The following is a 25,232-nucleotide window of genomic DNA, read 5'->3' as shown; positions in this document are numbered from 1 at the left end:
TTTGTATGATTGTAACTTAGGTATCATGATAACATCAACACTGCAAGAGTTTTTTCAACTTTTACAAGTTAACAGACCAATTATATCTGTTGATTATGGGATACGAAAAACAGGCATCGCTGTCTCAAATCAAGAACATACCATCGCTATGCCTATAAAAACTATATATGAGATAACAGAAGAAAATAAGATCAAATCAATATTAGACTTGATCACAACCTATTCTAGCTGTGGTGTTGTCGTAGGGCTGCCGATTAGTATGAATGGTCAGGCTAGTAATCAAACTGCGATTGTATTAAAATTTAGCAAAAAGCTTAGTTTAGCCATAAATCTTCCTATATATCTACAAGATGAAAGACTTACTTCCCTTGCTGCCAATAGTTTATTAAAATCGCTAGGAATCAAAAGACGAGAACGTAACCAAAAAGATGATTCAATCGCAGCAAGTATGATTTTAGAAACTACTTTAGATTCTATTAAGAAACTCCACAGAACCTAAGTGTATCCTAAATGAAGAGTTGATAGACGATAGAATCAAAATCATGATAGTAGCAGGAATTACCAAATCGAGGTGCTAGGCATACATATTAGTACGTGAGTATCGCTATAATCTTGGATAATGACAATGCAATTCTTGATTTCCATCGAGTATATATGGGACACTGCAAGAACAAACTCAGATAGACTAAAACTCGTACCATAATTGGTTGCGGGGGTTGGATTTGAACCAACGACCTTCAGGTTATGAGCCTGACGAGCTACCAAACTGCTCCACCCCACGATAATGGAAGTACCTGTGAATTGATTCTTCTTGGTAATTTTATTGTCAAAACTTGCTTCCGTTCCTTACGTATATTTGCGTACTGCTTGCGGTATACTCTTCTACATTTTTCCTAAAAATTATTCAATTCGTAGACACTCCTATAATACACGCACACACTTACCATGACGTCATCCTAAATTTATTTCAGAACCTAAACTACTTAGTTTTAACAAATCCTCCACCTCGCTTAGGATGACATCCACCTTGAGTAAAAGCCTAGCTATACTTTTTTACCAAAACTAAGCCCAGCAAACTTCTTATTAAAGTCACTGATATTTTTATTAGATTGGTTAACAACATTTCCAGATTCTTTAGTCCATGCTGGATGTTTCCTATAATCAACATCCATCAAAATCTCTTCTGCATGACCACCGGAGTTTGTTTCAAAAACATCCTTACTAATAATAATTTTGAATTTTTTATATTTTGGGTGTATTCCAGTTTTCATAATGAAGCACCAACTTTTTTCTCAGCTATCTTTCTTTTAATTACCTTTGCTTTATCTGAGAGTACATCACATGATATTTTAAGCATATATGCATCAAAACCACCTACTTTCTCAACAGAACGCATACATTTGGCATTTACCGAAAGCTTATATTCTTGCTTCGTCAGATCACTTGCAAACCTCACCACCCTTAGGTTAGGTTCAAATCGTCTTCTAGTTTTTCTTTGAGAGTGCGATACTTTATTACCATATAAAACACCTACCCCACTAAGCTCACATCTACGAGACATCGTGATCTCCCTTCCCATAATTTATAACACAGGATTATACTATATAATAAGGTCTTATGTCAATATGTATATTAATATTATGTAAACTTTAATGTAAAAATCGTCAACACCTTTGAAGTAGCGAGAACATATCACGCATTGAATAAAGACCGGCTGGTTTATCAAATAACCAAATGGCAGCCTGAATTGCCCCATCAGCAAAGGATTCTTTACTTAATGCTTGATGTTTTATACTAAGAACTTGGTTATTACCTAAAAATAACACTTCATGTTCTCCATGTACCTGCCCTCCCCTAATAGAACTAATACCAATTTCATCAGGCTGTCTTTGACCTTTCTGACTACGATCAAATACTGCAAATTCATCAAAATCTAAATTTCTAGCCTTAGCTACAGCCTTACCCAACATTATAGCTGTACCAGAAGGGGCGTCTTTCTTCATACGATGGTGACAATCTAGAATCTCTATGTCGTAAGTATTATCTAGAATTTTTGCTGCCTTTTCTGCCAGTACTGTAAGTAAGTTTGCACCTAAACTCATATTAGCTGAATATAATATAGCCAAGCTTTTGGAAGCTGCGTTTAAGTGATCAAGCTGATATTGAGTTAGACCAGTAGTGCCAATCACTAATTTATTGTTGTAGCTAATAGCATAATCAAGTAATTTTTCTAATATTTCACTGCTAGAAAAGTCGATAATTACATCAGAATTCTGACAAAACTCAGCAAGATCATCTATGCTATTTTTTCTAGTAAATGTTGTAGAAAGTGTACAAGCATTAAATCCATTCATTCTTTGAATTATCATCTGCCCCATTTTACCAGTTGCACCACAAACACCTATACAAACAGTCATTTTAATCCTCTATATTGTCTTAAACAATGTACTAGTGGGTTTAAGTTACTGTTCACTATAGTATTTATCACCTCACCAACCAATATAACATGATCTCCTACTTCATATTGACTAAATTTGTTGCATTCAATATGGCAAACTGCCCCCTCAATCAAAGGACAATTAGTAGTACACCCTAAATTATACGAAATACCCGCAAATTTATCAGTGTTAAACTTAGAAAAATGCCTAGAAATATCTTCTTGATCCTCAGCTAGAATACTAACAGCAAAATATTTACTACTAGTAAAAGCACTCATACTAAAAGCCTGTTTACCAAGACAAAACGATACCAAAGGTGGTAACAAGGAAACTGAGGTAAAGGAATCTGCAGTAAAACCAAATAGCTTATTATTGTATAAAGTAGTGATAATAGTAACACCTGTAGGCAAAGTGCTAAGAGCTTGTTTAAATCGTTCGGAATTCACTGTTGAAGCCATTTTTTAGTAATACGGCTAATTGTTCCATCTTCTGTCAATTCAGCAATAGCTTTATTAACACTATCAATAAGTTTAGAATTTTCTGGCATAGCAATAGCTAGTTCAGATGAAAACTCTGTTAAACCGAAGCTAGCAAGATCAGGATTATTCTCAATAAATTTCTTAGATTGGGATGCCTCTAGTACCACCGCATCTATAACTTTTGACTTTAACTCTTCGACTAGCATTAAATTATTTGATAAATAATTTATTCTAATATTAAACTGCTTAGCTAAATCCTGAACTATTACCGCCCATGTTGTACCAAGTTGTACACCCACAGCTTTATTATCCAAATCTCCAGTATTCTTTAAATTATCTGCTGATCTATACAATATTGACACATTTGTTGATATATAAGGAACTGAAAAGCTAATATGTTTTTTACGCTCTTCGGTTACCGATAACCCAGCTATCACTATATCAACATTTTCAGTAGTCAAAGATGCAAGTAGACCATTAAAATCAAAATTCTTAATTATAACTTTTTTCCCTATTTGTTCTCCTATAGCATTAATAATGTCAATATCAAATCCTACTATTTGACCATTTTGGATAAATTCATAAGGGGGGTTATCTGCAGAAGTTGCAACTATTAAATTTTGTTCTTTAGATTGATTATCACAACCAATCATTAAAAAGGAACAACATATAACAAGGAAGAATAGCTTTATTAGTTTCATAAAAATCAAATAACTGTTTTAATTAATCTGAGTTACCCGAATTTGGGATAAGAATTAGTCAATTCTTATCCCAAATTCGCGTGAGTTCGATGTAATAATTATCCTTCTATACTGGGTATAATGCCTACGCGGGAATGACATAGAGGGAATTAGAATCGAACTCATGTTAATTGATTATCGCACTTCTTATAAGTATATACAATAGACTTTTTTAAAATTTGCCCTTTACATCCTATTATAATTGTTGTAGTATAAGATTGCTGCTTTTGTAGCTATAGTAATAAACGTGATTTAGAATAGAGGTTGCGGACTCGGGGGCGGTACCCGACGCTTCCACCAAATTAAGTTGTGATAGAAGGATAGTACAGGTTTTATCCATAAGCTTTCATGGGGGCGAAATAGGATCGACGTGCTTAATAAAAAAATTATCTTTACTCGGTATAATTCCGCCGGACCTTGTGTCGTTGGGTTAAAAAAAAGAAACGCAAATGATAATGAACGTTTCGTAGGAACTGCAGCACTAGCTGCCTAGTCCTACGCGGTTGGGGGCTTAACCGGGCAACAGAAAAAGCCCCGCTAGAATTTTACTTGCATAACTAGAGATATACAAAACCTCATGTGAATAAGGCTTGAATAAGACTATTTAAATTTTGTTCAGCCTATAGCTAACCTGAAAAGGTTTTAGTTATAATGTGACCTAGCTATAAGCTATGTCATTCCCGTTTTTAGCTAGGAATGACATCAAGGTTGTTACTATGGATCAAACATTTTCGGATTAGCTATATCTAGTTTTGTGTTATTTTCTTTGTTTAGTTTATAACTATGAAGACCCCATATCAACAATTTCTTAACGAATGTATGTTGGAATTTGTAAAAAAGATTCTTTCAAAAATTCGTACCGATAAGTTGCAGCTGAATCAACTCTTGTATATTTCTTACAAAACTGATAATCCTGCCGTAGTTTTATCTTCTAGGATAAAAGAACGTTATCCCAAAGAAATAACTATAGTAATACAATATCAATTTGAAGATTTAACTGTAGGACTCAATGGCTTTTCTGTAACAATTAGTTTTGATGGTATCAAAGAAACTATCTATGTACCATTTGATTCGCTTATCAGCTTTGTTGATCCTAATAATGGTTACAGCCTAAAGTTTAAGCTAGAAACAATCAAATCTAATGAATTGCCTAACGAGAAGCAAAGAGAAACAATTAAGGTGTCTAGCGATTCTAAAAGTAAATCTAATTCAGCAGATAATATAATAGTTTTGGACAAATTTCGGAAACCCAGTAAACCCGTATAACGCGAATTTGAGATAAGAATTTGTCAATTCTTATCCCAAATCGGTGAAATTATAGAAACAATCCGATTTAAGACGGCTCTGCATCTGATTGTTAAGTTTATAAGATAGCTTTTTGCATAATATCATTAAGTCTTTTTGCAAATCCACCAGTATCATTGACTGGCTCACCTTCTAAAATACAGGCTTGGTCATACATTAATCTAACCAATTCTTCATTAGCAGAATCTTTATTATTTGAGATTATATCAGCATTAATTTTCTCAATAATTGTATGCTTAGGGTTTAGTTCAAGTATTTTAGCAGATGCTGCCATTAATTGTTTTTGCTCAATTAAGAATCTTTCCATACGAATATCCATAGCTCCATCACCAACGGCGAGGCAAGCTGGGCTTGAAGTAAGTTTTTTAGAAATCCTTACATCTTTTACTAAATTACCTAATATTTCTTTAAAATACTCTGTTAATTTGGCATATTCATCATTGTCTTCTTTGATATCCTCAGTTTTTTGCTCAGATTTCTCTAAATCAATATCACTTCTAGTAACTGATTTGATGGCGTAACCTTTATAGCTACTATTAACATTAACCCAAAAATCATCAACTGTATCAGTAAACAGCAATACATCGATATTTTTGCTTAAAAATCCTTCTATTTGGGGGCTAGAGAGTAATTTTGCTGGATCATCACCGCTAAGATAATATACAGTATCCTGTCCTTCTTTAAAGTTACTAATATAGTCATCAAGGCTAATCATTTTACTTAAAAGGCTACTTTTAAATATACATGTTTCAAGTAATTTATCATGATCACTAGTTGCCTCACATAATCCTTCTTTTAAAGCAGCTCCAAAATTGGACCAGAAATTGCTATATTCCTCTATAGACTCGTCTTTTTTCTTTTTGAGTTCACCCAAGACTTTTTTGGTTATTGCAGCTTTAATCTTCTCTAAAGTACTATTATGCTGCAAAGATTCGCGGCTAATATTAAGAGGTAAATCCTCTGAGTCTACTACCCCTCTTAGAAACCTTAGGTAAGAAGGTATTAAGTCTACATTCTCATCAGAAATGAAAACTCTCTTAATGTATAATTTTACTCTTCTCTTACGATCAGGATGGAATAAATCAAAAGTCTTAGTTGACGGAATAAATAACAAATTAGTAAATTCAACAGTACCTTCATTTTTATTATGAATGGTTAACCAAGGATCGTCCATCGAATAAGATAAAGCTTTATAAAATTCTTTATATTGCTCAAAAGTCAAATCAGATTTCGGTCTTGTCCACAACGCAGAAGCTGAATTGAGCTGTATTTCATTATTAGTTGATTCATCAATAAAATATATAGGTATGGCAATATGATCAGAATAACTTTTAACTATATGCTTCAATCTAAAATGATCAATATAACTATCTTCTTCTGGCTTAACGTGAATAACTACCTCAGTTCCCCTGGTAAAATCATGAGCAAAATCATCAACAATATATTCCCCAAGACCATCTGATTGCCAGATATAAGCTTTCTCTTCTCCTGCTTTTCGCGAGGTAACAGTAATGCTATCAGCAACCATAAAAGCTGAATAAAATCCAACACCAAACTGTCCTATTAACATACTATCTTTTTTAGCATCTCCAGACAGGTTGTTTAAGAAATTCCCTGTACCAGACTTTGCAATAGTTCCTAGATTATCGATCAAATCTTCTCGATTCATACCAATACCATTATCTCTGATAATAATCTGCCTTGTATCTTTATCAATTCTCACAGTAATTTTAAAGATAGGATCATCTGCAATAAGTTTTGCATCACTTTGGGCTAAATATCTTAATTTATCACAAGCATCCGAAGCGTTAGATATTAACTCACGCATAAAAATCTCTTTATTAGTATAAAGAGAATGGATCATTAAGTTTAAAATCTTACCAACTTCAGCGTCAAACTTCTTTTTTTCTTGGGTCATATAAGTCCTATAAAATACTATACTTCGATCTTATGTATATAATGCTTTAAATGTAAATTTAAATAGTCTAATTCAATATTTTTTATTGCTAAGAGTTTTAAAATATTAGTGTGACCTAATATTATCTCAAAATTATTTTTACAAATTTTCCATTCTTTGGATAGAAAATTGACAATAGCATCGTTAGCCTTACCATCCTTTGGAACTGCTTTTATAGATAATTTTAGATAATATTTATCATTAATTATAATAAACTCACCTATCTTATCTGTCTTTGCGTTAGCCTTAACCTTAAGAGCAAGAATGGCTAGTTTCTTATTGGGGTTATAGTTAGAAATCTTACTCATATATTGTATTATCAACTTATTTTATAGTCCCATTATATTATCTATTCTTTCCCAAGGAAAATCTTGATCTTCCCGTCCAAAATGCCCATATGATGCTGTTTTAAGATAAATTGGATTATATAAAGATAGTTTTTTTATAATACCGCCTGGGCTCAAATCAAAATTATTCTTTATTAATTCAATTATTGCTGATTCACTCATTTTGCTAGTCCCAAACGTTTCAATACTTATAGAAACTGGCTGGGCAACTCCAATAGCATAAGAAATTTGAATCTCACAACGCTGTGCAACACCTGCTGCTACAATATTTTTTGCTAGATATCTTGCTGCATAAGATGCAGATCTATCGATTTTTGTTGGATCCTTACCAGAAAAACATCCGCCACCGTGGCGTGCTATTCCACCGTAAGTGTCAACTATTATTTTTCTTCCTGTAAGTCCACAGTCTCCCAAAGGTCCTCCAATTACGAACCTTCCTGTTGGGTTCACAAGATATTTAGTATTTTTATCAATCCATTCATCTGGTAACACAGGCTTAATGATTTCTTCAATTACTGCTTCTACTAAATCAGCATGAGAGATATTAGGGTGATGCTGCGTAGAAAGCACAACGGTGTCTATACCAACTGGTTTATTCTCAACATATTTAAAAGTGACTTGGCTTTTAGCATCTGGTCTTAACCAAGGCAAGATGCCCTTTTTTCTGAGTTCAGCTTGTCTCATAACTAATTTATGAGCATAGATAATTGGTGCAGGCATAAATGTAGGAGTCTCATTCGTTGCGTACCCAAACACCAAACCTTGATCACCAGCACCTATTTCATGATCTTCACGATTATCTACACCTAATGCAATATCCGGAGATTGATTACTTATTGAAGTAATCACACTACAAGAGTCTGCGTCAAAACCTATATCAGAGCTAGTATAGCCTATCTCTCTTATAATATTGCGTACTATTTGATCAATGTTAACCCAAGCATCTGTTGTGATTTCTCCAGCTATAAATACTAGTCCAGTCTTTATAAGTGTTTCGCATGCTACCCGACTCTTTTTTGGATACTCCTTAAGAATTGCATCCAGTATAGCATCTGAAATTTGGTCAGCCATTTTATCTGGATGTCCCTCAGAGACAGACTCAGAAGTAAATAAATGATAATTTGTCATAATATTATTTCCTAAAAGTTAGTATTGAACATTAAGATTGAATATTAAGGGGTTATAGAGTAAGTATTACAAATTGTGAAGTTTAAGTATATAATGGACTGGAAAATTTAGACAAAAAAGCAGGTGGTTAGCAGGTAGCTTTGCTTATGTTTATATTAACTGTTGATTATGAAGTTTAAATTGCCTTGTTGTTTATCAACTCTTCATTTGTAAGGAGTATATATTTTTTTATGAATTTGTTTATTACTATTTTAATTATGGAAGTTTTAGCTGGGGCTGAAGTGGATTTATTTGTCCCTAGTTTTCCAGATTTACAAGATACTTTTAATCTTTCTACTTTTAAGGTGGAATTTTTATTAGGAATAAATCTCATAGCCCACTGTGTTACTTCCTTGATAGTAGGAAATTTAGGAGATAGGTTTGGCAGAAGAGTAATTATTATTATAGGTCTTATAATATTTATTGTTGGTAGTATCTTTTGTGTGTTTGGTCTTAATTATTACATGTTACTACTTGGTAGATTTCTGCAAGGAATTGGTATATCTGGGGTAGCTGTGTTAGGCTATGTAGTACTTGCTGATTTATATTCGGTTAAGCAACAACAAAAAATGATGGGGACTTTAAATGGGGCAATTACTTTAGCCATGGCTTTTGCACCGGTAGTAGGAAGTTATGTAAATTTTTTGCTTAGTTGGCGAGGTAATTTTGCTATACTGTTAATATTCGGGATATTTTGTTTAATAACCGGTGTATTATTTATTCCCAAAGGGCAGATAAATTATAATATTAGCATATCTTTAAAAGGCTATAGCGTAGTATTTAAATCTAGAAAAGCTGTCTATCATATAGTAACCATGCTTTTTATTATACAGGGTTATTGGGTTTTTATTGCTATCGCTCCCATCTTGTACATGAGAGATTTAGGAGTGTCTATTCAGCAGTTTGGTTTTTATCAGGGAGCAATGGCTGCAGTATTCTCGGCTGTAAGTTTTAGCAGTGGTTATTTATTGAAGAATTTTGGACAAAAAAAATGTTTTTTCTTTAGTATTTTAGCACTTGTAGCTTTTATAATTGCCGCTATAGTTTTGGTGATATGCAAGACTAATGACCCATTAACCATAACAATAGTAACACAATTAGTGGCTATTGGCATGATATTCCCTTGTAATATTTTATGGCCTTTGGCGTTAGAGAGTATACCAAATGCTAAAGGCAGAATTACTGCTATATTGGTATCAGGAAGATTGATTGTTACCGCATTATGTTTGCAGTTGGTTAGTTATTTTTATCAGGGCACTTTTAAGCCATTAGCAATTGTTATGTGCATCACTATAGTTATAGCATTGATTGGTTGTTATAAATTATTGCAAGTAGATAGAATATTTGATGAACCTAAATAAATGATAAAAGATAATTTTATTCTAAAAATAGCAGTTCGATATTTTAGAGCTAAGAAGAATGAGCGATTTGTTTCTATTATTGCTGGTGTTTCTTTGATGGGTGTAACTATCGGTGTTGCTGCATTGATAGTGGTTATGTCCGTTATGAACGGTTTTCATTATGAACTGACTAAAAACATTATTGGTCTTAATGGTGACATTAGCATAACACCAGTATCACGTTCTATCGCAAATTATGATGAAATTAACAAAAAATTAATTAGTCAGAATTATATAAAACATATTTCTCCAAGCATTGTCGGTCAAGCTCTTGCACTAGGTAAAAGAATGAATAGTGGTGCTATAATTAAAGGTATAGATTTAACTGAACTCAAATATAAAAATCAAATTCTACAGAATGTTAATACTGGAGATTTTACCGATTTTTTTGGTACAGATGTGGTAGCAGTTGGTAATGAACTTGCTAGTAACCTAGGAGTTCAAGCGGGTACAAAAATAAAATTAATTTCTCCCAATTCAATTTCTACTGCTTTTGGTAGTATGCCTAGATCTAAAGAATTCAGGGTTGTGGCTACTTTCACTAGCGGTATGTATGATTATGATTCAGCAACTATTTTAATGCCACTTATTGCTGCCCAAAATTTTCTGTCTTTCAAGGAAGTTATTAATCTAATCGAAGTAATAACGATAGAACCGAGTAACGCGGGAATTTATGCTTGGGAGATACAAAATCTTTTAGGATCAAAATTACGAGTGACAAGTTGGCAGAAATCACATTTACAGTTTCTAAATGCTTTAGCTGTTGAAAGGATAGCAATGTTTACTATTCTCTCTTTGATTATTATGGTAGCAGCCTTTAACATCGTGTCTAGCTTGTTTATGTTAGTTAAAGATAAGACTTCAGATATTGCAGTGCTTCGTACTATTGGTGCAAGTACTAGGCAGATTATGCTTATTTTTATTTGTAATGGCATGTTTATAGGTTTGCTCGGTACGATTTTAGGTATCATATTGGGTACAAGCTTTGCTTATAATATCCAGTCTATTAGAAATATCTTGGAGAAAGTAACCGGTACTAAAATTTTCGAAGCAGCGATTTATTTTTTATACACTCTACCGTCAGAGGTAAGATTAGAAGATGTTATATTAGTATCAACTATCTCTATAGTTTTATGTTTTTGTGCAACAATTTATCCTTCATATAAAGCTGCTAAGTTAAATCCTGTGGATGCCTTGCGTTATGAATAAAGCTGTATTAATGTTAAAAAATATTTCTAAAAAATATAAGCAGGGAAAATCTATTATTGAAGTATTAAGTAATGTTAACTTAACTGTAATGCAAGGAGAACTAGTTGCCATAATAGGCTCTTCTGGTAGCGGTAAATCAACTTTACTGCATATAGCTGGTCTACTTGATACCCCAAATAATGGAGAGGTGCAGATAGAGTCAACAAACTATTGCCAAAATCATGCTCATATAATAAGACTGCGTAATATAGGTTTTGTCTATCAACAACATCATTTACTCAAAGATTTTACTGCCTTAGAGAATGTAGCAATGCCAAAATTAATTGCTGGCGATAGTTATAAATTAACTCTTAAGAAGGCAGAAGAGCTATTAGCAGAGTTAGGACTAGCCAATAAAATACATAATATGCCGGGTGAGCTATCTGGTGGAGAGCAACAAAGAGTAGCTATCGCTCGTAGCTTAATTAATAATCCTAAAATTATTTTAGCTGATGAACCTACTGGTAATCTAGATCCTAATACTGCTAATGAGGTTTTTAACTTATTACTTAAAACCGCCAAACAACAACATACCTCTATTATTGTGGTAACTCATAATCATGAAATGGCACATAAGATGCATAGAGTGTATGAATTGCAGTATGGAGAGCTGAAATAGGCGAAATAGGCGGTAAATAAATTCATGAATCAACTAGTAGATTTTTATAGGTATAAAATTACCATTGAATATTTAGGAACTGCTTTTGTTGGTTGGCAAAGGCAGTGTAATGCTATATCTATTCAACAAATACTGGAAGATGGTATATACAAATTTACTGGTGAAAAAGTAGTGGTTCATGGAGCTGGCAGGACTGATGCAGGGGTTCATGCTTTAGGGCAAGTAGCACATTTCGATTTAGTGAAATATATGCAGCCCTATAAAGTTATACAGGCTATTAACTATTTTGTAAGATCTTATCATATAGGGGTAGTTGATTGTATTCTAGTCGACGGAGATTTTCATGCAAGATTTTCTGCTGTAGAACGTCATTATGTATATAGAATTATTAATAGACCTAGTCAAGTGATAATAGATTTAAATCGTGCTTGGTGGATAAAACAACCTCTTGATGTTGAAGCAATGAAATATGGAGCTTTCTATCTCATAGGAAATCATGATTTTAGCTCATTTAGAGGTAAATATTGCCAAGCAAAGTCACCTATAAAAACCTTATCTAAGTTAGTTATTACACAAGAAAACAACGATATAAAAATATATGTTTCTGCTCGATCTTTTTTACATCATATGGTTCGAAATATTGTTGGTAGTTTAGTATTAGTTGGACGCAATATATGGCAGGAAGGTGATATACAAAAAGCTTTGGATGCTAAAAAAAGAGAGGCAGCAGGTATAAAAGCTCCAGCATGTGGGTTGTATTTTCTTAGAGTTGACTATTAACTCATGTATGGAGCTTCTGCGTACTAAACTCGCAATCAGGCTCTTTCGGCACTATTGCCTCGACGGTCTCTAGGTTGCTAACACTTTTTATACCATTTGTCATTTTTTTTGTACCTAAAAATTTATTTTTGGTGGGTAACTTGTAATGACGGTTTTTTAACTTTCAACAGTTGTGGACATCACCCCTAATGGCGATGATTACTTGAGGTTACTATTAATTTATTATATCAAACTGAGGTTAATTTATGTTAAAAATCTTTGAACAATATAAGTCTCATCCATTTGCTAAATATTTTCTGATTTTGTTTGGCGTAATAGTCGTCTACCTAGCTTATCATATTTATATTTGGAGTCATACAGAATCGACTGATAATGCGTATATTGAGGCTGACATATCCAACGTTAGCTCTGAGATTAATGGAGTGATTAAGAATGTATTTATTTCAGATAATATGAGGGTAAAAAAAGGTGATCTTATTGCTGAGATCGATGATCAGGATTATAAGTCGCGTCTTGCTTCACTGGAAGCTTCTATTAAGGCATCTATTAAAAATATAGAAATCATAGAACAAAAGACTTTAATAGCTCAAATTAGTTTAGAGCTTTGTCAAGAGGTTGTTGATTCTGCTAGTACTAATTTGGAGATTAACTCAGTTGATTATATAAGAACTCAAGAACTTAACAAAGAAAAATTTGCTAGTAAAAAGACATTAGATGAATCTAAAATGTCTTTTACTAAAGCAAAGACTGATTATAATCAGGCAAAGTTAAACTTGCAAATTGCACAGCAGAACTTACTACTTTTAGCTTTACAGAAAACTGCTGAGGAAGAAAAAATGAAAGGGTTACTGGAAGATAAAAATATAGTAGCTAGAAGTTTAGTAAATACCCAAATTATAGCCCCAGTTAACGGAATAATAGCAAATAGTAGCTTGCAGGTAGGTAATTTTATTAATCCAGGGAGAGTATTATTTTTTGTTGTGCAGGATGAACAAATGTATGTAAAAGCTAATTTTAAAGAGACGCAAATTGCAAAATTGCAACCAAAGCAAAAAGTTAAATTACAGTTTGATTCTTTACCAAAAAAGATCATATACGGCAGAATACGTAATATATCACCAGCTACCGGCTCAAAATTTAGTCTAATTCCTACTGATAATGCAACTGGTAATTTTACTAAGATTGTTCAACGAATTCCTGTGCTAATAGATTTTGAGACTCCTAAAGATATTACTAGTAATTTGATACCAGGAATGTCTGCTATAGTTTCGGTCAGAACTAATTAACCCAAATTCGTAGAATCATTCGAGTATACCTCAATTAATTAGTTTTTTGCTCGACGACTAAACCAGCTTTGCAAATAAGTTGCTGCAATATCGCTATTCTCTATTAATAATACGTTTTCGGCATTTCTATTATCAGCTGCATTGGTAAAATTAAAGCTACCGGTAATCACCTTACTTTTATCAATGATCATAACTTTGTTGTGAGCAATACCTGGTACTTTATCTATTGAAACATCAATACCAGCCCGTTTTAATTCATGTATTTTAGAATATCTATCGTGTAAGTTACTACGATCCAATAATACCCTTATTTGAACACCGTTTTGCTTAGCTTTAATTAGTTGTTCCACTATATTTTGCGAAGTTAAACCAAATGCTTGAACATAAATACTATCCTTAGCCTTGGATATTTCTTTTGCTATTAATGATCCGCAGCCGGATGGCGGGGTAAAACAAACATTTAAATTATCAGTTCCGGTATGAAAACTGTGCCAAGAAGCTGTTTCTCGTACCTCATTATATCCTATCCCGATAGTAATGCCGAGTAAGAACGATATTATTATGTGTAGATTAAGCTTTTTAGGTAGTTTTTTCATTTTCTTATACTATGCCGAAACCAAGACCTTAGCCCCCTTTAATTTTTGGAAATCATCACCAGCATGATAAGAAGAACGGGTTAATGGACTGGCGGAAACCATCAAAAACCCTTTAACTCTTGCTACTCTTTCAAAATATTTAAATTCTTCTAGAGAAACATATCTAGCAACTGCTGCATGGTTTTTGGTTGGCTGTAAATATTGTCCTATAGTTAGAAAATCAACTTTAGCTTCCCTTAAATCGTCCATTACTTGTATAATTTCATCGTTTGTTTCTCCAAGGCCAACCATCATACCTGATTTAGTAAAAATCTCAGAGTCTAATTTTTTCACATTATGCAAAAGACTTAATGAATTATAGTATCTCGCTCCTGGTCTGATAGTTTTGTATAGAGAAGGCACTGTCTCTACATTATGATTATAAACGTCAGGTTTTGCTAATACCACTATTTCAGCTGCCCCATCTTTCTTAAGAAAATCTGGGGTTAGAACTTCAATTGTGGTATTAGGAGCAACTAGTCTTATTTCCTTTATACAATTGGCAAAATGCTCAGCCCCACCATCATCTAAGTCATCTCGATCAACTGAAGTAATTACCACATGTTCAAGCCCTAATTTCATCACAGCTTGTGCTAGTCTCTGTGGCTCATGAGGATCGAGTAAATCGGGACGACCAGTTTTAACATTACAAAATCTACAAGCACGAGTACAGACAGATCCCAAAATCATAACTGTAGCATGTTTTTTTGCCCAACATTCCCCTATATTAGGGCAAGCAGCTTCTTGACAAACTGTATTTAATTTTAAACTCTCAATTAGTTTTCTTGTATCATGATATTGATATGAATTTGGTGCTTTAACCTTTATCCAATCAGGTCTTTTAAGGGGTTGAGCTTCTTCTATCTTGATTATGTTTGACATATAATCCTGCTTTATTTATGGCCTGCTTTTTTATGAATTTTATATTCAAATCATTTTAGTATATCATTAAACAAATTGTTTTATTGGTAGTTTAACTATATCTGTAAGGCTAGTGCTGTTATCACAGTTGTAAGATAATTTGGGTTCAATAGGAATCTTACAGATTAAAGGTATATTATATTCTTTGGCAAAATTTTCTCCACTATTACCGTTAAATATCTGAATTTTCTTTCCCGAACTTGGTTCAACTAAATAGCTCATATTTTCTATAATACCTAAAATTGGTAGGTTAAATTTTCTGTATAAATCAATCGATCTAACGACATCTATTGCAGCCATTTTTTGTGGAGTAGTTACTATTATTACTCCATCTAGTTGGTAATTTTCTAAAATACTTAAGTGAATATCACCAGTACCAGGAGGCATGTCAATAATTAAATAATCTAACTCCTGCCAATGGGTGAGAGATAATAGTTGATAAATGGTCTTGCTGGCCATTGGACCACGCCAAACAATAGCTGAATTATCCTTAATAAGAAATCCAATAGAAATAATTTCAATACCCCGCGATTTTAAAGGGGTCACTTTATTATACACTATTTCAGGTACACCACTAATACCAAATATTTGCGGAATTGACGGACCATAAATATCAGCATCTACTATTCCCACCTTGTATCCTTCAAGATTTAATTGCTCCGCTATCAATGCTGTTATAGTAGATTTACCAACTCCTCCTTTACCGGATGCCACCAATATTATCTTCTTTACTCCGTCAATGAAATGCTTAACTTTTGGATTAGTTGATTTTTTAGCTACACCTTTGCTACTAGTTAAAACTATAGTTATTTTCCCAATATTAGGTATTTCATTTAATTTATTAATAGCTTTAATTTTTATTTCATCGATTTCCTTGGAATCTTTACCAAGAATATCAATGGCAAACCCAATGTTTTTATCCTTAATTATAATATTAGATATAATACTGACTAATTTTGTATTGTCACTAAAAGTGATATCTGAAATTTTATTTAGTATTTGTTGTTGGTTTATATCAATCATCGTTTTTAAGTAAAATGAAGCTCTTACCGTTAATAATCTTATTTTTCAACGCACATTAATCCATTTACCGGATCATTATTGCACGCTTTTTAACCCACCCATTTCGCCGATTTTAATAATGGACCATATAAATCTTCTTCCATACTAATGACAATGCTAAGTTTTTCTTCTTTCGATGGAGGTCTGTCAAGAAAGGTCAAACGGGGAGCATGCTTAATAATAGTGATGGGGGTTTGCTCATTGCCTTCTCCCATAACAAAAACAGCTGCTCCTGCTAATGAATCTAATATATTAATTTGTGTGACATTTAAAGATTGATTATAAATATCATGCTTACCAATATAGGAATATACGGGGCTAAAACCACACCAACCAAGAGCAATTCCAGTTACACCTCGTCTCATAATAGTTGTATGACTATCGGTTATAACAATTCCCAGATCGCGAATATTATGTTTATTGCGTAAATATTGCCAAATCCAATAGGCTGTTTTCTGAACATCTTGAGGATATAATACATAAACACCATCGACATTAGATTCATCAATACCAGCAGAGGGAATTAGTAAGCCATTTTTTATAGTTAAGTAAATATTATACCTATTTTCTTCTGTCTCTAATATTTGATCTGCCTCTTGTAGAATTAATGTATATTTATCAATATCACCTTTTTTAACAAACCTTCCCTCTAATACACTAATTACTTTTGAAGTTATAGCTACAACATCACCTTCTTTTAAATCTGCAATATACTGAGTCAATATAGTTTGTAATGACTCACCATATTGGATTTTATGAGTCTTAATGGCATGAATTTGCATATAACCCTTCCATCCCATCAAGAAATTGCCAAAGTAATTTAGCCCCCTTCACAGCTCCATAATGTACTTGTTTTTGTTCTATGCTATTAAGTTTGTTAATCAGCTTAATAAGTTCATTGGTATGCCATATATCAGTTTTTGCATGGACAACGAAAAATTCTAAGGTTCTTTGATTGTGAATATTATAATGTTTTTTCAGACCATCAATCTTGACTTTTGATACTGTTGGAGTTTGTCTTTCATAAGCATATAAGGCTCCAAGTCCAGTAGGATAATCTGTTTGAGTTAACTCAAAAAAACCATTAACTAATCTTTTTGTTGACTCAAATTTTGGATTCTTATCATCATCTCGAGAACCCCCTAATCCTTCAATAAAACGTAACCATAGCTCCGGATGATTATTGTCCCCTTGTTCTTCATCAACCAAATTCTCTAATAAGACTTGTCTTGCCTGGATATCAACACATAAAGCGTGAATCTGACTGATATATCTAGGAAAAGCAGCAACATGATGATAATATTCTTGAGCATAAACGTTCAGTGTATTCTTATTCAAAATACCATTATTCCAAGCTTGATAAAATGGATGTTTAAGTAAAGACCATTTTTCCAATACATCATCTAAATTATTTATAAATTCCATGAAACCTCCTCAGGGTTTTTTAATAGATAAATTGTATAATCATTTGATTTCTTTAGTATATATCTTGTCCACCTGCTAAAATACCGAAGATCCAAATATACATCACCAGAATATAATTTATGTATTTCTGTAAGGATAAAAGAAGAAATTAAATTATGTTCTAGAAATAAATGAGCTATTTGCCCCCCTCCGATCATAAAAATCTTATCGTTAGTTTTCGATTCTTTAAGATGTTCTAAACATTTTTGCAGAGAGGCAAAAACCTTAGCGTTATTCAATTGTAAGCTGTTATCATTAGATAAAACAAAGGCCTGCCTGTCTATAAATAGTGTTTTCGGCATAGATTGATAAGTATTACGTCCCATAATAACTATACTATTGTAGGTAGTAGCTCTAAAATGCTTGATCTCACCTGGATAATACCATGGTAAGGCATTATTACAACCTATGACCCCATCTTTTGTTGCTGCCATGATTCCTATAATAGATCTAGATTGTTTGCTTATCATGCCATTACTCGTTATTAGATGAGTGATAGGCAACCAAAGCCTTCATATGATCTTTCACATTATGTACTCGTAAAAAATCTACTTTATCTTTAATAGCCAAGGAAACTCCAATTGTTTCTATGTCTCTAGCATAAGCATGGGATTCTTCAGAAAAAGCATGAATATATGACTTTCTAGAATGACCTATCATTATCAAGGAATCTAAGGTTTTAAGCTGATCTATACTTCTTAATATTTCAATATTTTGATAAGCCGTTTTGCCAAACCCTATACCAGGATCTAGAACTATATTATCTAAAGTAAATCCAAGCTTAGTAAGTCTTTGTATAGCACACTTGCCCCATTGAATCATATAATCAATTGGCTTGACGTTTAAAGGTATAATCTGATTTTTGCTTGGTGGAATAGTAATAGAGTGCATAAGACAAAATTTGCAACCAGCTTTTGCTATCGCCCTTAATGTGTTATCATCAAATCCTCCACCAACATCATTAATCCATCTTATATGATATTTTTCTATAAGATTTAGAGCAATAAAAGGATGTAGTGTATCAACACTTATATCGATCTTTTTATCAGCAATAATAGGTGCAAGTTCCCCTAGCACTTCATCTAACTTAGCATATTCAGATTCAATAGGTTGAATAGTTGCCTTAGGCCTTGTTGATTGAGTACCAATTTCAATAACGCTAGCTCCATCTTCTACAAGCTTTATCACTTGTTCTATAGCTCTATTTGTTTCATAAAAATTTCCGCCATCTGAAAAAGAATCCTTAGTTATATTAACGATTCCTACCAACCGAGGATTTAAAATAGAGCTTTTTATAAAAGAGTTCTCTATACTTGGTTGGAATTTCCACGGCTCTTTACCCATTAATGCTAATAGATGTTTGAGGAAATCACGATTTTCCAGTTTAGGATGGGGAATAATAAGATCTTCTGTATTTATAATTAGATCGTTATAAAACAAAATATCTAAATCAATAATACGTGGAGCCCATAGTTCATACTTTCTAGGACGTCCTATAGTTACTTCTATATTTTGCAATGATTGCAATAATTCTGTTGGTGATAAGTTTGTTTCTCCAGCAACTATCATATTTAAAAATGGCTTATCCCAGTCAGCAGAAGCACTGCATGGTAAAATTGCCTTAGTTTCAAGAATAATAGAACATCTAATATTTGATAAACAATATTTCCTAATTAAGTTAACAGATTCCCATAAATTATCAAGGCGATTACCTAAATTTGATCCCAAGCTTATATAAATCATCACGCATCCTCATTAGATATCTTGCGTAATTCTACTTCTGCTGGTAATTTGTGCGTCGATCCGGTATTCGAATCCTCACGTACATCATCGTCCGCTGCGGGTCGAGATTCTGTGTCTCCTACAAATTCCCTAGCAGAAGCGAATTCCGCAAGAGGTCTATTAATAAAATTAATGTAATGCGTCCAACTAATACCCCCATGAATGTTGGGTACAGGAGGAGAAACTTTACGAGTCTCAATTTTAATTGATTGGATTAGATGTTGGAATGAATTTAAGTAATCAAAAATTGCCTTATAAATAGATTCTGTCAAATGCTCAACAACATTAAAGCACTTTCCTTGACAAAAAACAGTAATTAACTCAACTATCTTAAGATAACAAACAACATCCTTTAGATTATCTGTATAAGCACCTTGAGGACACACCTTAAAACACAAGTCAATATTGAAACTAACCATTTGGGGATGAACCTTCTCTTCCTCAGTACATCCAAGATGAACCCAAATACGAAAATCTATAATAGAAAGCTTAAAAATATTTTTATTGAATATAACCTCATTTTACTGATTAAATGTATTATGAAAAAATTGTTCTGTCAACAGTTTTCCGGACAGTTAATACGAGACAATATTAACAGAAAGATTAACAGAAAGGAAGTACAAAAATGACTAATAGCAAACCAAAGGTTTATTCGACCGAATTTAAAGAATCAGCAGTCAAATTGGCAATTGGAGACTATTCAAAAGCATGGACAAAGCTAAATTTGAATTAGAAATCTACGCCAAATCATTGGACTTATATCTTTAAAATGTACTTTAAATTGGTAAATCTTAGTATTGTCAGACATATAAAAGCAATTTATCAGTTACTATAAAAAGCTAGGCATATTTTTTAGCAAAATTTAGCTTTGCCCATGCTTTTGAATGGTCTCTACTCCGTATCAACTACAGGTAACTGGAGTGGATTACTCGACTTTATTTTGGTTGTACATAATAATGATAAGGAGTTAATAGAGTATATTTTGTATGCTGCGGTTGTGTACTCCGTGTCTCCTTCAAATTCCTCAGAATAAATTAATTTTGGGAATTGGTATTACATCTAGACCTATTATTTTATTCTATAGTATAATTTCCTTCATCTTATTGTACAAGGCTACTGCATTGCAACATCTTCCACAATTTGTTCAAAGCAAACTTAACGATAAGAGGGTACTTATTCTATGCACGACTATTTCAGTCTAGCTCTTATCAAGTCACCCTCTTATAACTACTTATAATATGTTTTTAAGATATAAGAACCTATAATTATATCTATCTAGCAAAAAATAATCATTTCGTTTGACTTTTCTTGTATATATCTGTATAAGTCCACTGACTTATAATGAATAATAAAACAGTATGGATAAGGTGAAAGATAATAGTTATTTCTCAGTAATAAGAAGAGTGGTTTGGCCAATTGAAGGGCATGAAAATAAGAAATTTTTGCCGATGGCGGCTATGATGTTTTGTATTTTGCTCAACTATTCCACTCTTAGATCGATAAAAGATGGATTTGTGGTAACAGTTATTGGTCCTGAATCGATAAGTTTTGTAAAAACTTATGTAGTTTTACCAATGGCAATACTGCTTATGGTTGCTTATGTAAAGCTTTGTGATCTTTTAAAAGCAGAAAATGTTTTTTACACTGTGACCAGTTTTTTTCTAGCATATTTTGTGCTGTTTACTTTTGTATTATATCCATATCCAGAGTTGGTACATCCTAATCCTGAAACAATTGATGCATTAAGTATTGCATATCCAAATTTTAAGTGGTTTATTAGGGTAGTTGGTAAGTGGAGTTTTGCAATTTTTTATGCTATATCCGAACTTTGGGGAAGTATGATGCTTAGCTTATTATTTTGGCAATTTGCTAACCAAATTACTAAAACTGAAGAGGCGAAACGCTTTTATTCTATGTTTGGTATGTTAGCAAATTTATCTTTACCAGTTACTGCATTAATACTTGGTTATTTTTTAAGCAAAGAAACTCAAATAGTTTCAGAACATTTAAAATTTACCCCACTGCTTCTTATTATGATGGGTAGTGCTGTAGTTATCATGTTATTGTATAGATGGATGAATAAGCATGTTTTAACCGATCCTACTTTATATGATCCAACAAGTAAAGCTAGCAATAAGAAAAGCAAGGTTAAGCTATCTCTTATGGAAAGCTTTAAAATGATTTTTAGCTCAAAATATTTAGGGCTTATTGCCTTACTAATTATATGTTATGGGGTGTCAGTAAATCTTGTAGAAGGTGTATGGAAGTCAAAAATTCAGCAACTATATCCAACTAAAGAAGAATATACTATGTATATGGGGCAGTTCCAGGCTTGGCAAGGTGTGGCAGCTATATTGTTTATGATTGTTGGTTCTAACATTTTAAGAAGGGTTTCTTGGTTTACTGCCGCTATGATTACTCCTTTGATGATGTTAATTACCGGGATTGCTTTTTTTGCTTTTATTTTCTTTGATAGCACTATCGCAATGTATGTTACTGGTCTATTCGCTTCTGGACCTTTGGCAGTAGCAGTGATGATTGGGATGATTCAAAACATTTTAAGCAAGGCAACAAAATACTCACTATTTGATGCTACCAAGAATATGGCATATATCCCTCTTGATAAGGATCTTAGAACAAAAGGTCAAGCGGCAGTAGAAGTTATAGGTGGTAGATTCGGTAAATCTGGAGGAGGTATCATCCAGTCAACATTCTTTATTTTGCTTCCTACTTTTACCTTTGTTGAGGCCACCCCTTATTTTGCTAGTATATTTTTTGTTATCGTAATATTGTGGCTATATGCAATTAAAGGACTTAATAAGGAATATCAAGCTCAGATATCTGATATCAAATCCGAAAGTTAGTTGTAACGAAATTAGATTTATGGGACTACAACGCAAATTTGGGATAAGAATTTGTCAATTCTTATCCCAAATTGGGGTACAATAGGTCTGTTCATGCGGCTAGATAGCTCAGTTGGTAGAGCAAAGGACTGAAAATCCTTGTGTCGCCGGTTCGATCCCGGCTCTAGCCACCATCTCTATGATAAATCTCTTATACTATACTTCTAGATTGTATAATAACTATTATACAATAATGAACAATATTCTGAAATACAAATTATTGTAAGAAAACTTGAGTATTTTCTAACTGGCGTTTATACTGTTGCCATTATTTTGTAAAATTAAATAACCATGATAAACTCACGTTTTTATAAAAAATCTGCTCCTTATAAATTATCAGAAATTGTAAAATTAATAGGTGCTGAGATAGTATACTCAAATGATTTGTTAATCCATAATGTTAAGTCATTAGAAGAGGCTGATGTTGGTGATATAAGTTTTTTAAGTAATATCAAATATATTACTCAATTCCAAAACACTAAAGCTTCATGCTGCATAGTTCCAGAGAATTTTTTACAAGAATCTAATAATGGAACAATATTATTAAGAGTAAAGAATTCATATTTCTTTTATGCAAAATTAGTGGATCTATTTTATAGTAAAGCAAAAACTTATCCTAACAAAATTATGCCATCTGCCTATATTTCGGATTCTGCCACTATAGGAAGTAATTGTTATATAGGACATAATGTTGTTATTGAAGCTCATGCTGTAATAGGTGATAATTGTGTTATAGAATCTGGGACTTTTATAGACTATGGAGTAGTAATAGGTAACAGAGCGTTAATATACTCAAATGTTTCAATAAGTTACAGTATAATAGGTGATGATGTGGTAATATTACCGGGAGCAAGGATTGGACAAGATGGCTTTGGTTTTGCAACAGATAAAGGGATTCATAAAAAGATTTTCCACACTGGTATGGTAAAAATAGGTAATAATGTTGAAATAGGTAGTAATACTACTATTGATAGAGGATCAATGAATGATACGGTGATAGGAGATTTATGTAGAATAGATAACTTAGTGCAGATAGGACATAATGCTATAATAGGAAGGGGGTCGATTATTGTCGCCCAAGTCGGTATATCAGGTAGCGCTACAATAGGAGCATATTGTGCTCTTGGAGGACAGGCGGGATTATCTGGACATATAGTGCTAGGCGATAAAGTGCAAGTAGCAGCAAAAGCCGGTGTTATAAAAGATGTTGAATCAGGAGTAACAGTTGGTGGGTTTCCTGCCGTACCTATTAGAGATTGGCATAAACAATCAGTAATTATGAAACAACTTGTAAACAAAAAAATGAGTTTAGATAACTAAAAAATCTATGTTTGAAGAATTTAAGATAATAGCATGTCGTCCTTTAAATGATTACAAGCTCGATTTAAGATTTGCTGACCTAAAAATGAAATAGCTTACAGATAAGAAAGAGGAATGTATATAATGACAATTAATATTATAGAAATAATGGAAATGCTACCTCATCGTTATCCATTTTTATTAATAGATAAGGTACTAGAATTTAAGCTTCATGAGTCTATTGTTGGTATCAAGAATGTCACTTTTAACGAGCCGCAATTTACTGGTCATTTTCCCACAAAACCAGTAATGCCTGGTGTGCTAATTATTGAGGCTATGGCTCAATTATCTGCTATTTTAGTAGCCAAATCAATGGATTTCAAAGATAAAGATGTTTTCTTTATGACTATTGAAGAGGCAAAATTTCGTAAAGTTGTTGAGCCAGGTGATACATTACATATTTATGCTAAAATAGAACAAAATAGAGGCTCTGTTTGGAAATTTTCAAGTAACAGCAAAGTTAATGATCAGATAGTTGCAGAGAGCAAATTTACTGCAATGGTTAAAAATAGGAATTAACAATGACTTTATCAGCTATACACGTAACTGCCATAGTAGATCCAAAGGCTTCGATTGGTGCAAATGTCAGAATCGGTCCTTTTTGTACTGTTGGGTCGGATGTGGTTTTGGCAGATAATATTGAGTTAAAATCACACGTAGTTATAGAGGGAAAAACAAAAATTGGTGCTAATACAGTTATATATCCATTTGCTTCTATTGGTCAGCCCCCTCAAATACTTAAGTATGAGGGAGAAGAGTCAGAGGTTATCATAGGTAATAATAATACTATTAGAGAATATGTCACTATTCAAGCTGGTAGTAAAGGTGGTGGTATGGTTACCTCTGTAGGTAATAATTGTTTATTGATGGTTGGAGTGCATATAGCACATGATTGTATTGTGGGTAATAATGTAATTCTTGCTAACTATGTTAGCCTAGCTGGTCACGTTAAAGTTGATGATTATGCCATTATAGGAGGACTTTCTGCTGTTCTGCAATTCGTACGTATAGGACAACATTCGATGGTGGGTGGTATGTCTGCAGTGAGCAAAGATGTGATTCCATTTGGGCTAGCTACAAATGAAAGGGCATTTCTTGAAGGAATAAACTTAGTTGGGATGAAAAGACGTGGCTTTGATAATCAGGAAACGCTTGATACTATAAAAGCCGTAGATGAGATTTTTATTGGCGAAGGTATTTTTACTGATAGAATTGAGATAGTTTTAAAGCAATATAAAGGTAATCCTATTGTAGAACAAATTATCACTTTTATAAAACAGGATATTAGTAGAGCATTTTGCCAGCCAAGACAAGTTGAACATGATAAGGTAAGTAAGTAA

Annotated in this window: 27 protein-coding genes, 2 tRNA genes and 1 other RNA gene; 13 read left to right on the top strand and 17 right to left on the bottom strand. The window is 33.0% G+C overall.

Going from position 1 to position 25,232, the window contains the following annotated elements; all coding sequences use genetic code 11:
• Nucleotides 1-25 precede the first annotated feature (25 nt).
• A complete protein-coding gene (gene ruvX / locus AAGD36_RS05340; RefSeq protein ID WP_341755233.1) occupies nucleotides 26-499 on the top strand; it encodes a Holliday junction resolvase RuvX in 474 nt (157 codons plus the stop codon).
• Nucleotides 500-704: 205 nt separating this feature from the next.
• Here the strand turns inward: ruvX and AAGD36_RS05335 are convergent.
• The 6 genes from AAGD36_RS05335 to AAGD36_RS05310 form a co-directional block, all read right to left on the bottom strand.
• Nucleotides 705-781: transfer RNA gene (locus AAGD36_RS05335), tRNA-Met, on the bottom strand.
• A gap of 262 nt (nucleotides 782-1,043) precedes the next feature.
• Nucleotides 1,044-1,271, bottom strand: a complete 228-nt coding sequence (rpmE, locus tag AAGD36_RS05330; RefSeq protein WP_341748295.1) for a 50S ribosomal protein L31 — start codon at nucleotides 1,269-1,271, stop codon at nucleotides 1,044-1,046.
• Entirely contained in the window at nucleotides 1,268-1,561 is a 294-nt protein-coding gene (rpmB, locus tag AAGD36_RS05325) for a 50S ribosomal protein L28 (RefSeq protein WP_341748296.1), read from the bottom strand. Before rpmB ends, rpmE begins: the two co-directional genes overlap by 4 nt.
• A 103-nt stretch (nucleotides 1,562-1,664) precedes the next feature.
• Nucleotides 1,665-2,417, bottom strand: a complete 753-nt coding sequence (gene dapB / locus AAGD36_RS05320; protein ID WP_341755232.1) for a 4-hydroxy-tetrahydrodipicolinate reductase — start codon at nucleotides 2,415-2,417, stop codon at nucleotides 1,665-1,667.
• The gene (locus AAGD36_RS05315) at nucleotides 2,414-2,896 is read right to left on the bottom strand and encodes a flavin reductase family protein (protein ID WP_341751132.1); all 483 of its coding nucleotides are present in this window, start codon (nucleotides 2,894-2,896) and stop codon (nucleotides 2,414-2,416) included. The genes dapB and AAGD36_RS05315 overlap by 4 nt, the downstream gene beginning before the upstream one ends.
• Nucleotides 2,881-3,618, bottom strand: coding sequence for an ABC transporter substrate-binding protein (locus tag AAGD36_RS05310; RefSeq protein WP_341755231.1), 738 nt, complete (start codon nucleotides 3,616-3,618; stop codon nucleotides 2,881-2,883). Before AAGD36_RS05310 ends, AAGD36_RS05315 begins: the two co-directional genes overlap by 16 nt.
• A gap of 220 nt (nucleotides 3,619-3,838) precedes the next feature.
• Between AAGD36_RS05310 and ssrA the strand changes: the two genes are divergently transcribed.
• Nucleotides 3,839-4,196: a transfer-messenger RNA gene (ssrA, locus tag AAGD36_RS05305) on the top strand.
• 244 nt (nucleotides 4,197-4,440) lie between these two features.
• A complete protein-coding gene (locus tag AAGD36_RS05300; RefSeq protein WP_341755230.1) occupies nucleotides 4,441-4,923 on the top strand; it encodes a ClpXP protease specificity-enhancing factor SspB in 483 nt (160 codons plus the stop codon).
• Nucleotides 4,924-5,020: 97 nt separating this feature from the next.
• Here the strand turns inward: AAGD36_RS05300 and htpG are convergent, their stop codons facing one another.
• The 3 genes from htpG to metK are packed head-to-tail and all read right to left on the bottom strand — an operon-like array spanning nucleotide 5,021 to nucleotide 8,394.
• Entirely contained in the window at nucleotides 5,021-6,880 is a 1,860-nt protein-coding gene (htpG, locus tag AAGD36_RS05295; protein ID WP_341755229.1) for a molecular chaperone HtpG, read from the bottom strand.
• Nucleotides 6,881-6,897: 17 nt separating this feature from the next.
• Complete coding sequence (locus AAGD36_RS05290) at nucleotides 6,898-7,227, bottom strand: DUF167 family protein (protein ID WP_341755228.1); 330 nt, start codon at nucleotides 7,225-7,227, stop codon at nucleotides 6,898-6,900.
• A gap of 21 nt (nucleotides 7,228-7,248) precedes the next feature.
• The gene (metK, locus tag AAGD36_RS05285) at nucleotides 7,249-8,394 is read right to left on the bottom strand and encodes a methionine adenosyltransferase (protein ID WP_341755227.1); all 1,146 of its coding nucleotides are present in this window, start codon (nucleotides 8,392-8,394) and stop codon (nucleotides 7,249-7,251) included.
• Nucleotides 8,395-8,624: 230 nt separating this feature from the next.
• On the opposite strand from metK, the gene AAGD36_RS05280 reads away from it, so the two are divergent.
• The 5 genes from AAGD36_RS05280 (at nucleotide 8,625) to AAGD36_RS05260 (ending at nucleotide 13,766) form a co-directional block, all read left to right on the top strand.
• Entirely contained in the window at nucleotides 8,625-9,794 is a 1,170-nt protein-coding gene (locus AAGD36_RS05280) for an MFS transporter (RefSeq protein WP_341755226.1), read from the top strand.
• On the top strand, nucleotides 9,795-11,042 hold the full coding sequence (locus tag AAGD36_RS05275; protein WP_341755225.1) for a lipoprotein-releasing ABC transporter permease subunit: 1,248 nt from the start codon (nucleotides 9,795-9,797) through the stop codon (nucleotides 11,040-11,042).
• Entirely contained in the window at nucleotides 11,035-11,700 is a 666-nt protein-coding gene (locus AAGD36_RS05270) for an ABC transporter ATP-binding protein (protein ID WP_341748303.1), read from the top strand. The genes AAGD36_RS05275 and AAGD36_RS05270 overlap by 8 nt, the downstream gene beginning before the upstream one ends.
• 24 nt (nucleotides 11,701-11,724) lie before the next feature.
• Nucleotides 11,725-12,480, top strand: coding sequence for a tRNA pseudouridine(38-40) synthase TruA (truA, locus tag AAGD36_RS05265; protein WP_341751124.1), 756 nt, complete (start codon nucleotides 11,725-11,727; stop codon nucleotides 12,478-12,480).
• Between the two features lie 245 nt (nucleotides 12,481-12,725).
• Nucleotides 12,726-13,766: an HlyD family secretion protein gene (locus AAGD36_RS05260; RefSeq protein WP_341751123.1), complete on the top strand. Its 1,041-nt coding sequence runs from the start codon at nucleotides 12,726-12,728 to the stop codon at nucleotides 13,764-13,766.
• Nucleotides 13,767-13,804: 38 nt separating this feature from the next.
• On the opposite strand, the gene AAGD36_RS05255 is transcribed toward AAGD36_RS05260, so the two are convergent.
• The 8 genes from AAGD36_RS05255 to AAGD36_RS05220 all read right to left on the bottom strand — a co-directional run bounded on the left by AAGD36_RS05255 (nucleotide 13,805) and on the right by AAGD36_RS05220 (nucleotide 20,097).
• Nucleotides 13,805-14,362 (bottom strand): phospholipase D family protein, encoded by a 558-nt coding sequence (locus AAGD36_RS05255; RefSeq protein WP_341755224.1) that lies wholly within the window; start codon nucleotides 14,360-14,362, stop codon nucleotides 13,805-13,807.
• A gap of 9 nt (nucleotides 14,363-14,371) precedes the next feature.
• The gene (lipA, locus tag AAGD36_RS05250; protein ID WP_341755223.1) at nucleotides 14,372-15,283 is read right to left on the bottom strand and encodes a lipoyl synthase; all 912 of its coding nucleotides are present in this window, start codon (nucleotides 15,281-15,283) and stop codon (nucleotides 14,372-14,374) included.
• A gap of 66 nt (nucleotides 15,284-15,349) precedes the next feature.
• Nucleotides 15,350-16,345: an Mrp/NBP35 family ATP-binding protein gene (locus AAGD36_RS05245; RefSeq protein WP_341748308.1), complete on the bottom strand. Its 996-nt coding sequence runs from the start codon at nucleotides 16,343-16,345 to the stop codon at nucleotides 15,350-15,352.
• Between the two features lie 89 nt (nucleotides 16,346-16,434).
• Nucleotides 16,435-17,166, bottom strand: a complete 732-nt coding sequence (locus AAGD36_RS05240; RefSeq protein ID WP_341755222.1) for a coenzyme F420-0:L-glutamate ligase — start codon at nucleotides 17,164-17,166, stop codon at nucleotides 16,435-16,437.
• Nucleotides 17,147-17,809: a CADD family putative folate metabolism protein gene (locus AAGD36_RS05235; RefSeq protein WP_341755221.1), complete on the bottom strand. Its 663-nt coding sequence runs from the start codon at nucleotides 17,807-17,809 to the stop codon at nucleotides 17,147-17,149. The genes AAGD36_RS05240 and AAGD36_RS05235 overlap by 20 nt, the downstream gene beginning before the upstream one ends.
• Nucleotides 17,797-18,318: a dihydrofolate reductase gene (locus AAGD36_RS05230; protein WP_341755220.1), complete on the bottom strand. Its 522-nt coding sequence runs from the start codon at nucleotides 18,316-18,318 to the stop codon at nucleotides 17,797-17,799. Before AAGD36_RS05230 ends, AAGD36_RS05235 begins: the two co-directional genes overlap by 13 nt.
• 4 nt (nucleotides 18,319-18,322) lie before the next feature.
• Nucleotides 18,323-19,591, bottom strand: a complete 1,269-nt coding sequence (folP, locus tag AAGD36_RS05225) for a dihydropteroate synthase (protein ID WP_341755219.1) — start codon at nucleotides 19,589-19,591, stop codon at nucleotides 18,323-18,325.
• Nucleotides 19,591-20,097, bottom strand: coding sequence for a dihydroneopterin aldolase (locus AAGD36_RS05220; RefSeq protein ID WP_341756016.1), 507 nt, complete (start codon nucleotides 20,095-20,097; stop codon nucleotides 19,591-19,593). The genes folP and AAGD36_RS05220 overlap by 1 nt, the downstream gene beginning before the upstream one ends.
• 891 nt (nucleotides 20,098-20,988) lie before the next feature.
• Here AAGD36_RS05220 and AAGD36_RS05215 point away from each other — a divergent pair.
• From AAGD36_RS05215 to lpxA, 5 genes are all read left to right on the top strand, one after another.
• The gene (locus AAGD36_RS05215; protein WP_341755218.1) at nucleotides 20,989-22,494 is read left to right on the top strand and encodes an Npt1/Npt2 family nucleotide transporter; all 1,506 of its coding nucleotides are present in this window, start codon (nucleotides 20,989-20,991) and stop codon (nucleotides 22,492-22,494) included.
• A gap of 97 nt (nucleotides 22,495-22,591) precedes the next feature.
• Nucleotides 22,592-22,667, top strand: a tRNA-Phe gene (locus AAGD36_RS05210).
• A 157-nt stretch (nucleotides 22,668-22,824) separates the two neighbouring features.
• The gene (lpxD, locus tag AAGD36_RS05205; protein WP_341755217.1) at nucleotides 22,825-23,853 is read left to right on the top strand and encodes a UDP-3-O-(3-hydroxymyristoyl)glucosamine N-acyltransferase; all 1,029 of its coding nucleotides are present in this window, start codon (nucleotides 22,825-22,827) and stop codon (nucleotides 23,851-23,853) included.
• Between the two features lie 123 nt (nucleotides 23,854-23,976).
• Entirely contained in the window at nucleotides 23,977-24,411 is a 435-nt protein-coding gene (gene fabZ, locus AAGD36_RS05200) for a 3-hydroxyacyl-ACP dehydratase FabZ (RefSeq protein WP_341755216.1), read from the top strand.
• Nucleotides 24,412-24,413: 2 nt separating this feature from the next.
• Nucleotides 24,414-25,232, top strand: coding sequence for an acyl-ACP--UDP-N-acetylglucosamine O-acyltransferase (gene lpxA / locus AAGD36_RS05195; protein WP_341751114.1), 819 nt, complete (start codon nucleotides 24,414-24,416; stop codon nucleotides 25,230-25,232).

The organism is Candidatus Tisiphia endosymbiont of Ptychoptera albimana (assembly GCF_964026605.1).
Taxonomy (GTDB): Bacteria; Pseudomonadota; Alphaproteobacteria; order Rickettsiales; family Rickettsiaceae; genus Tisiphia.
This window is presented reverse-complemented; position numbering and strand designations above follow the sequence as displayed.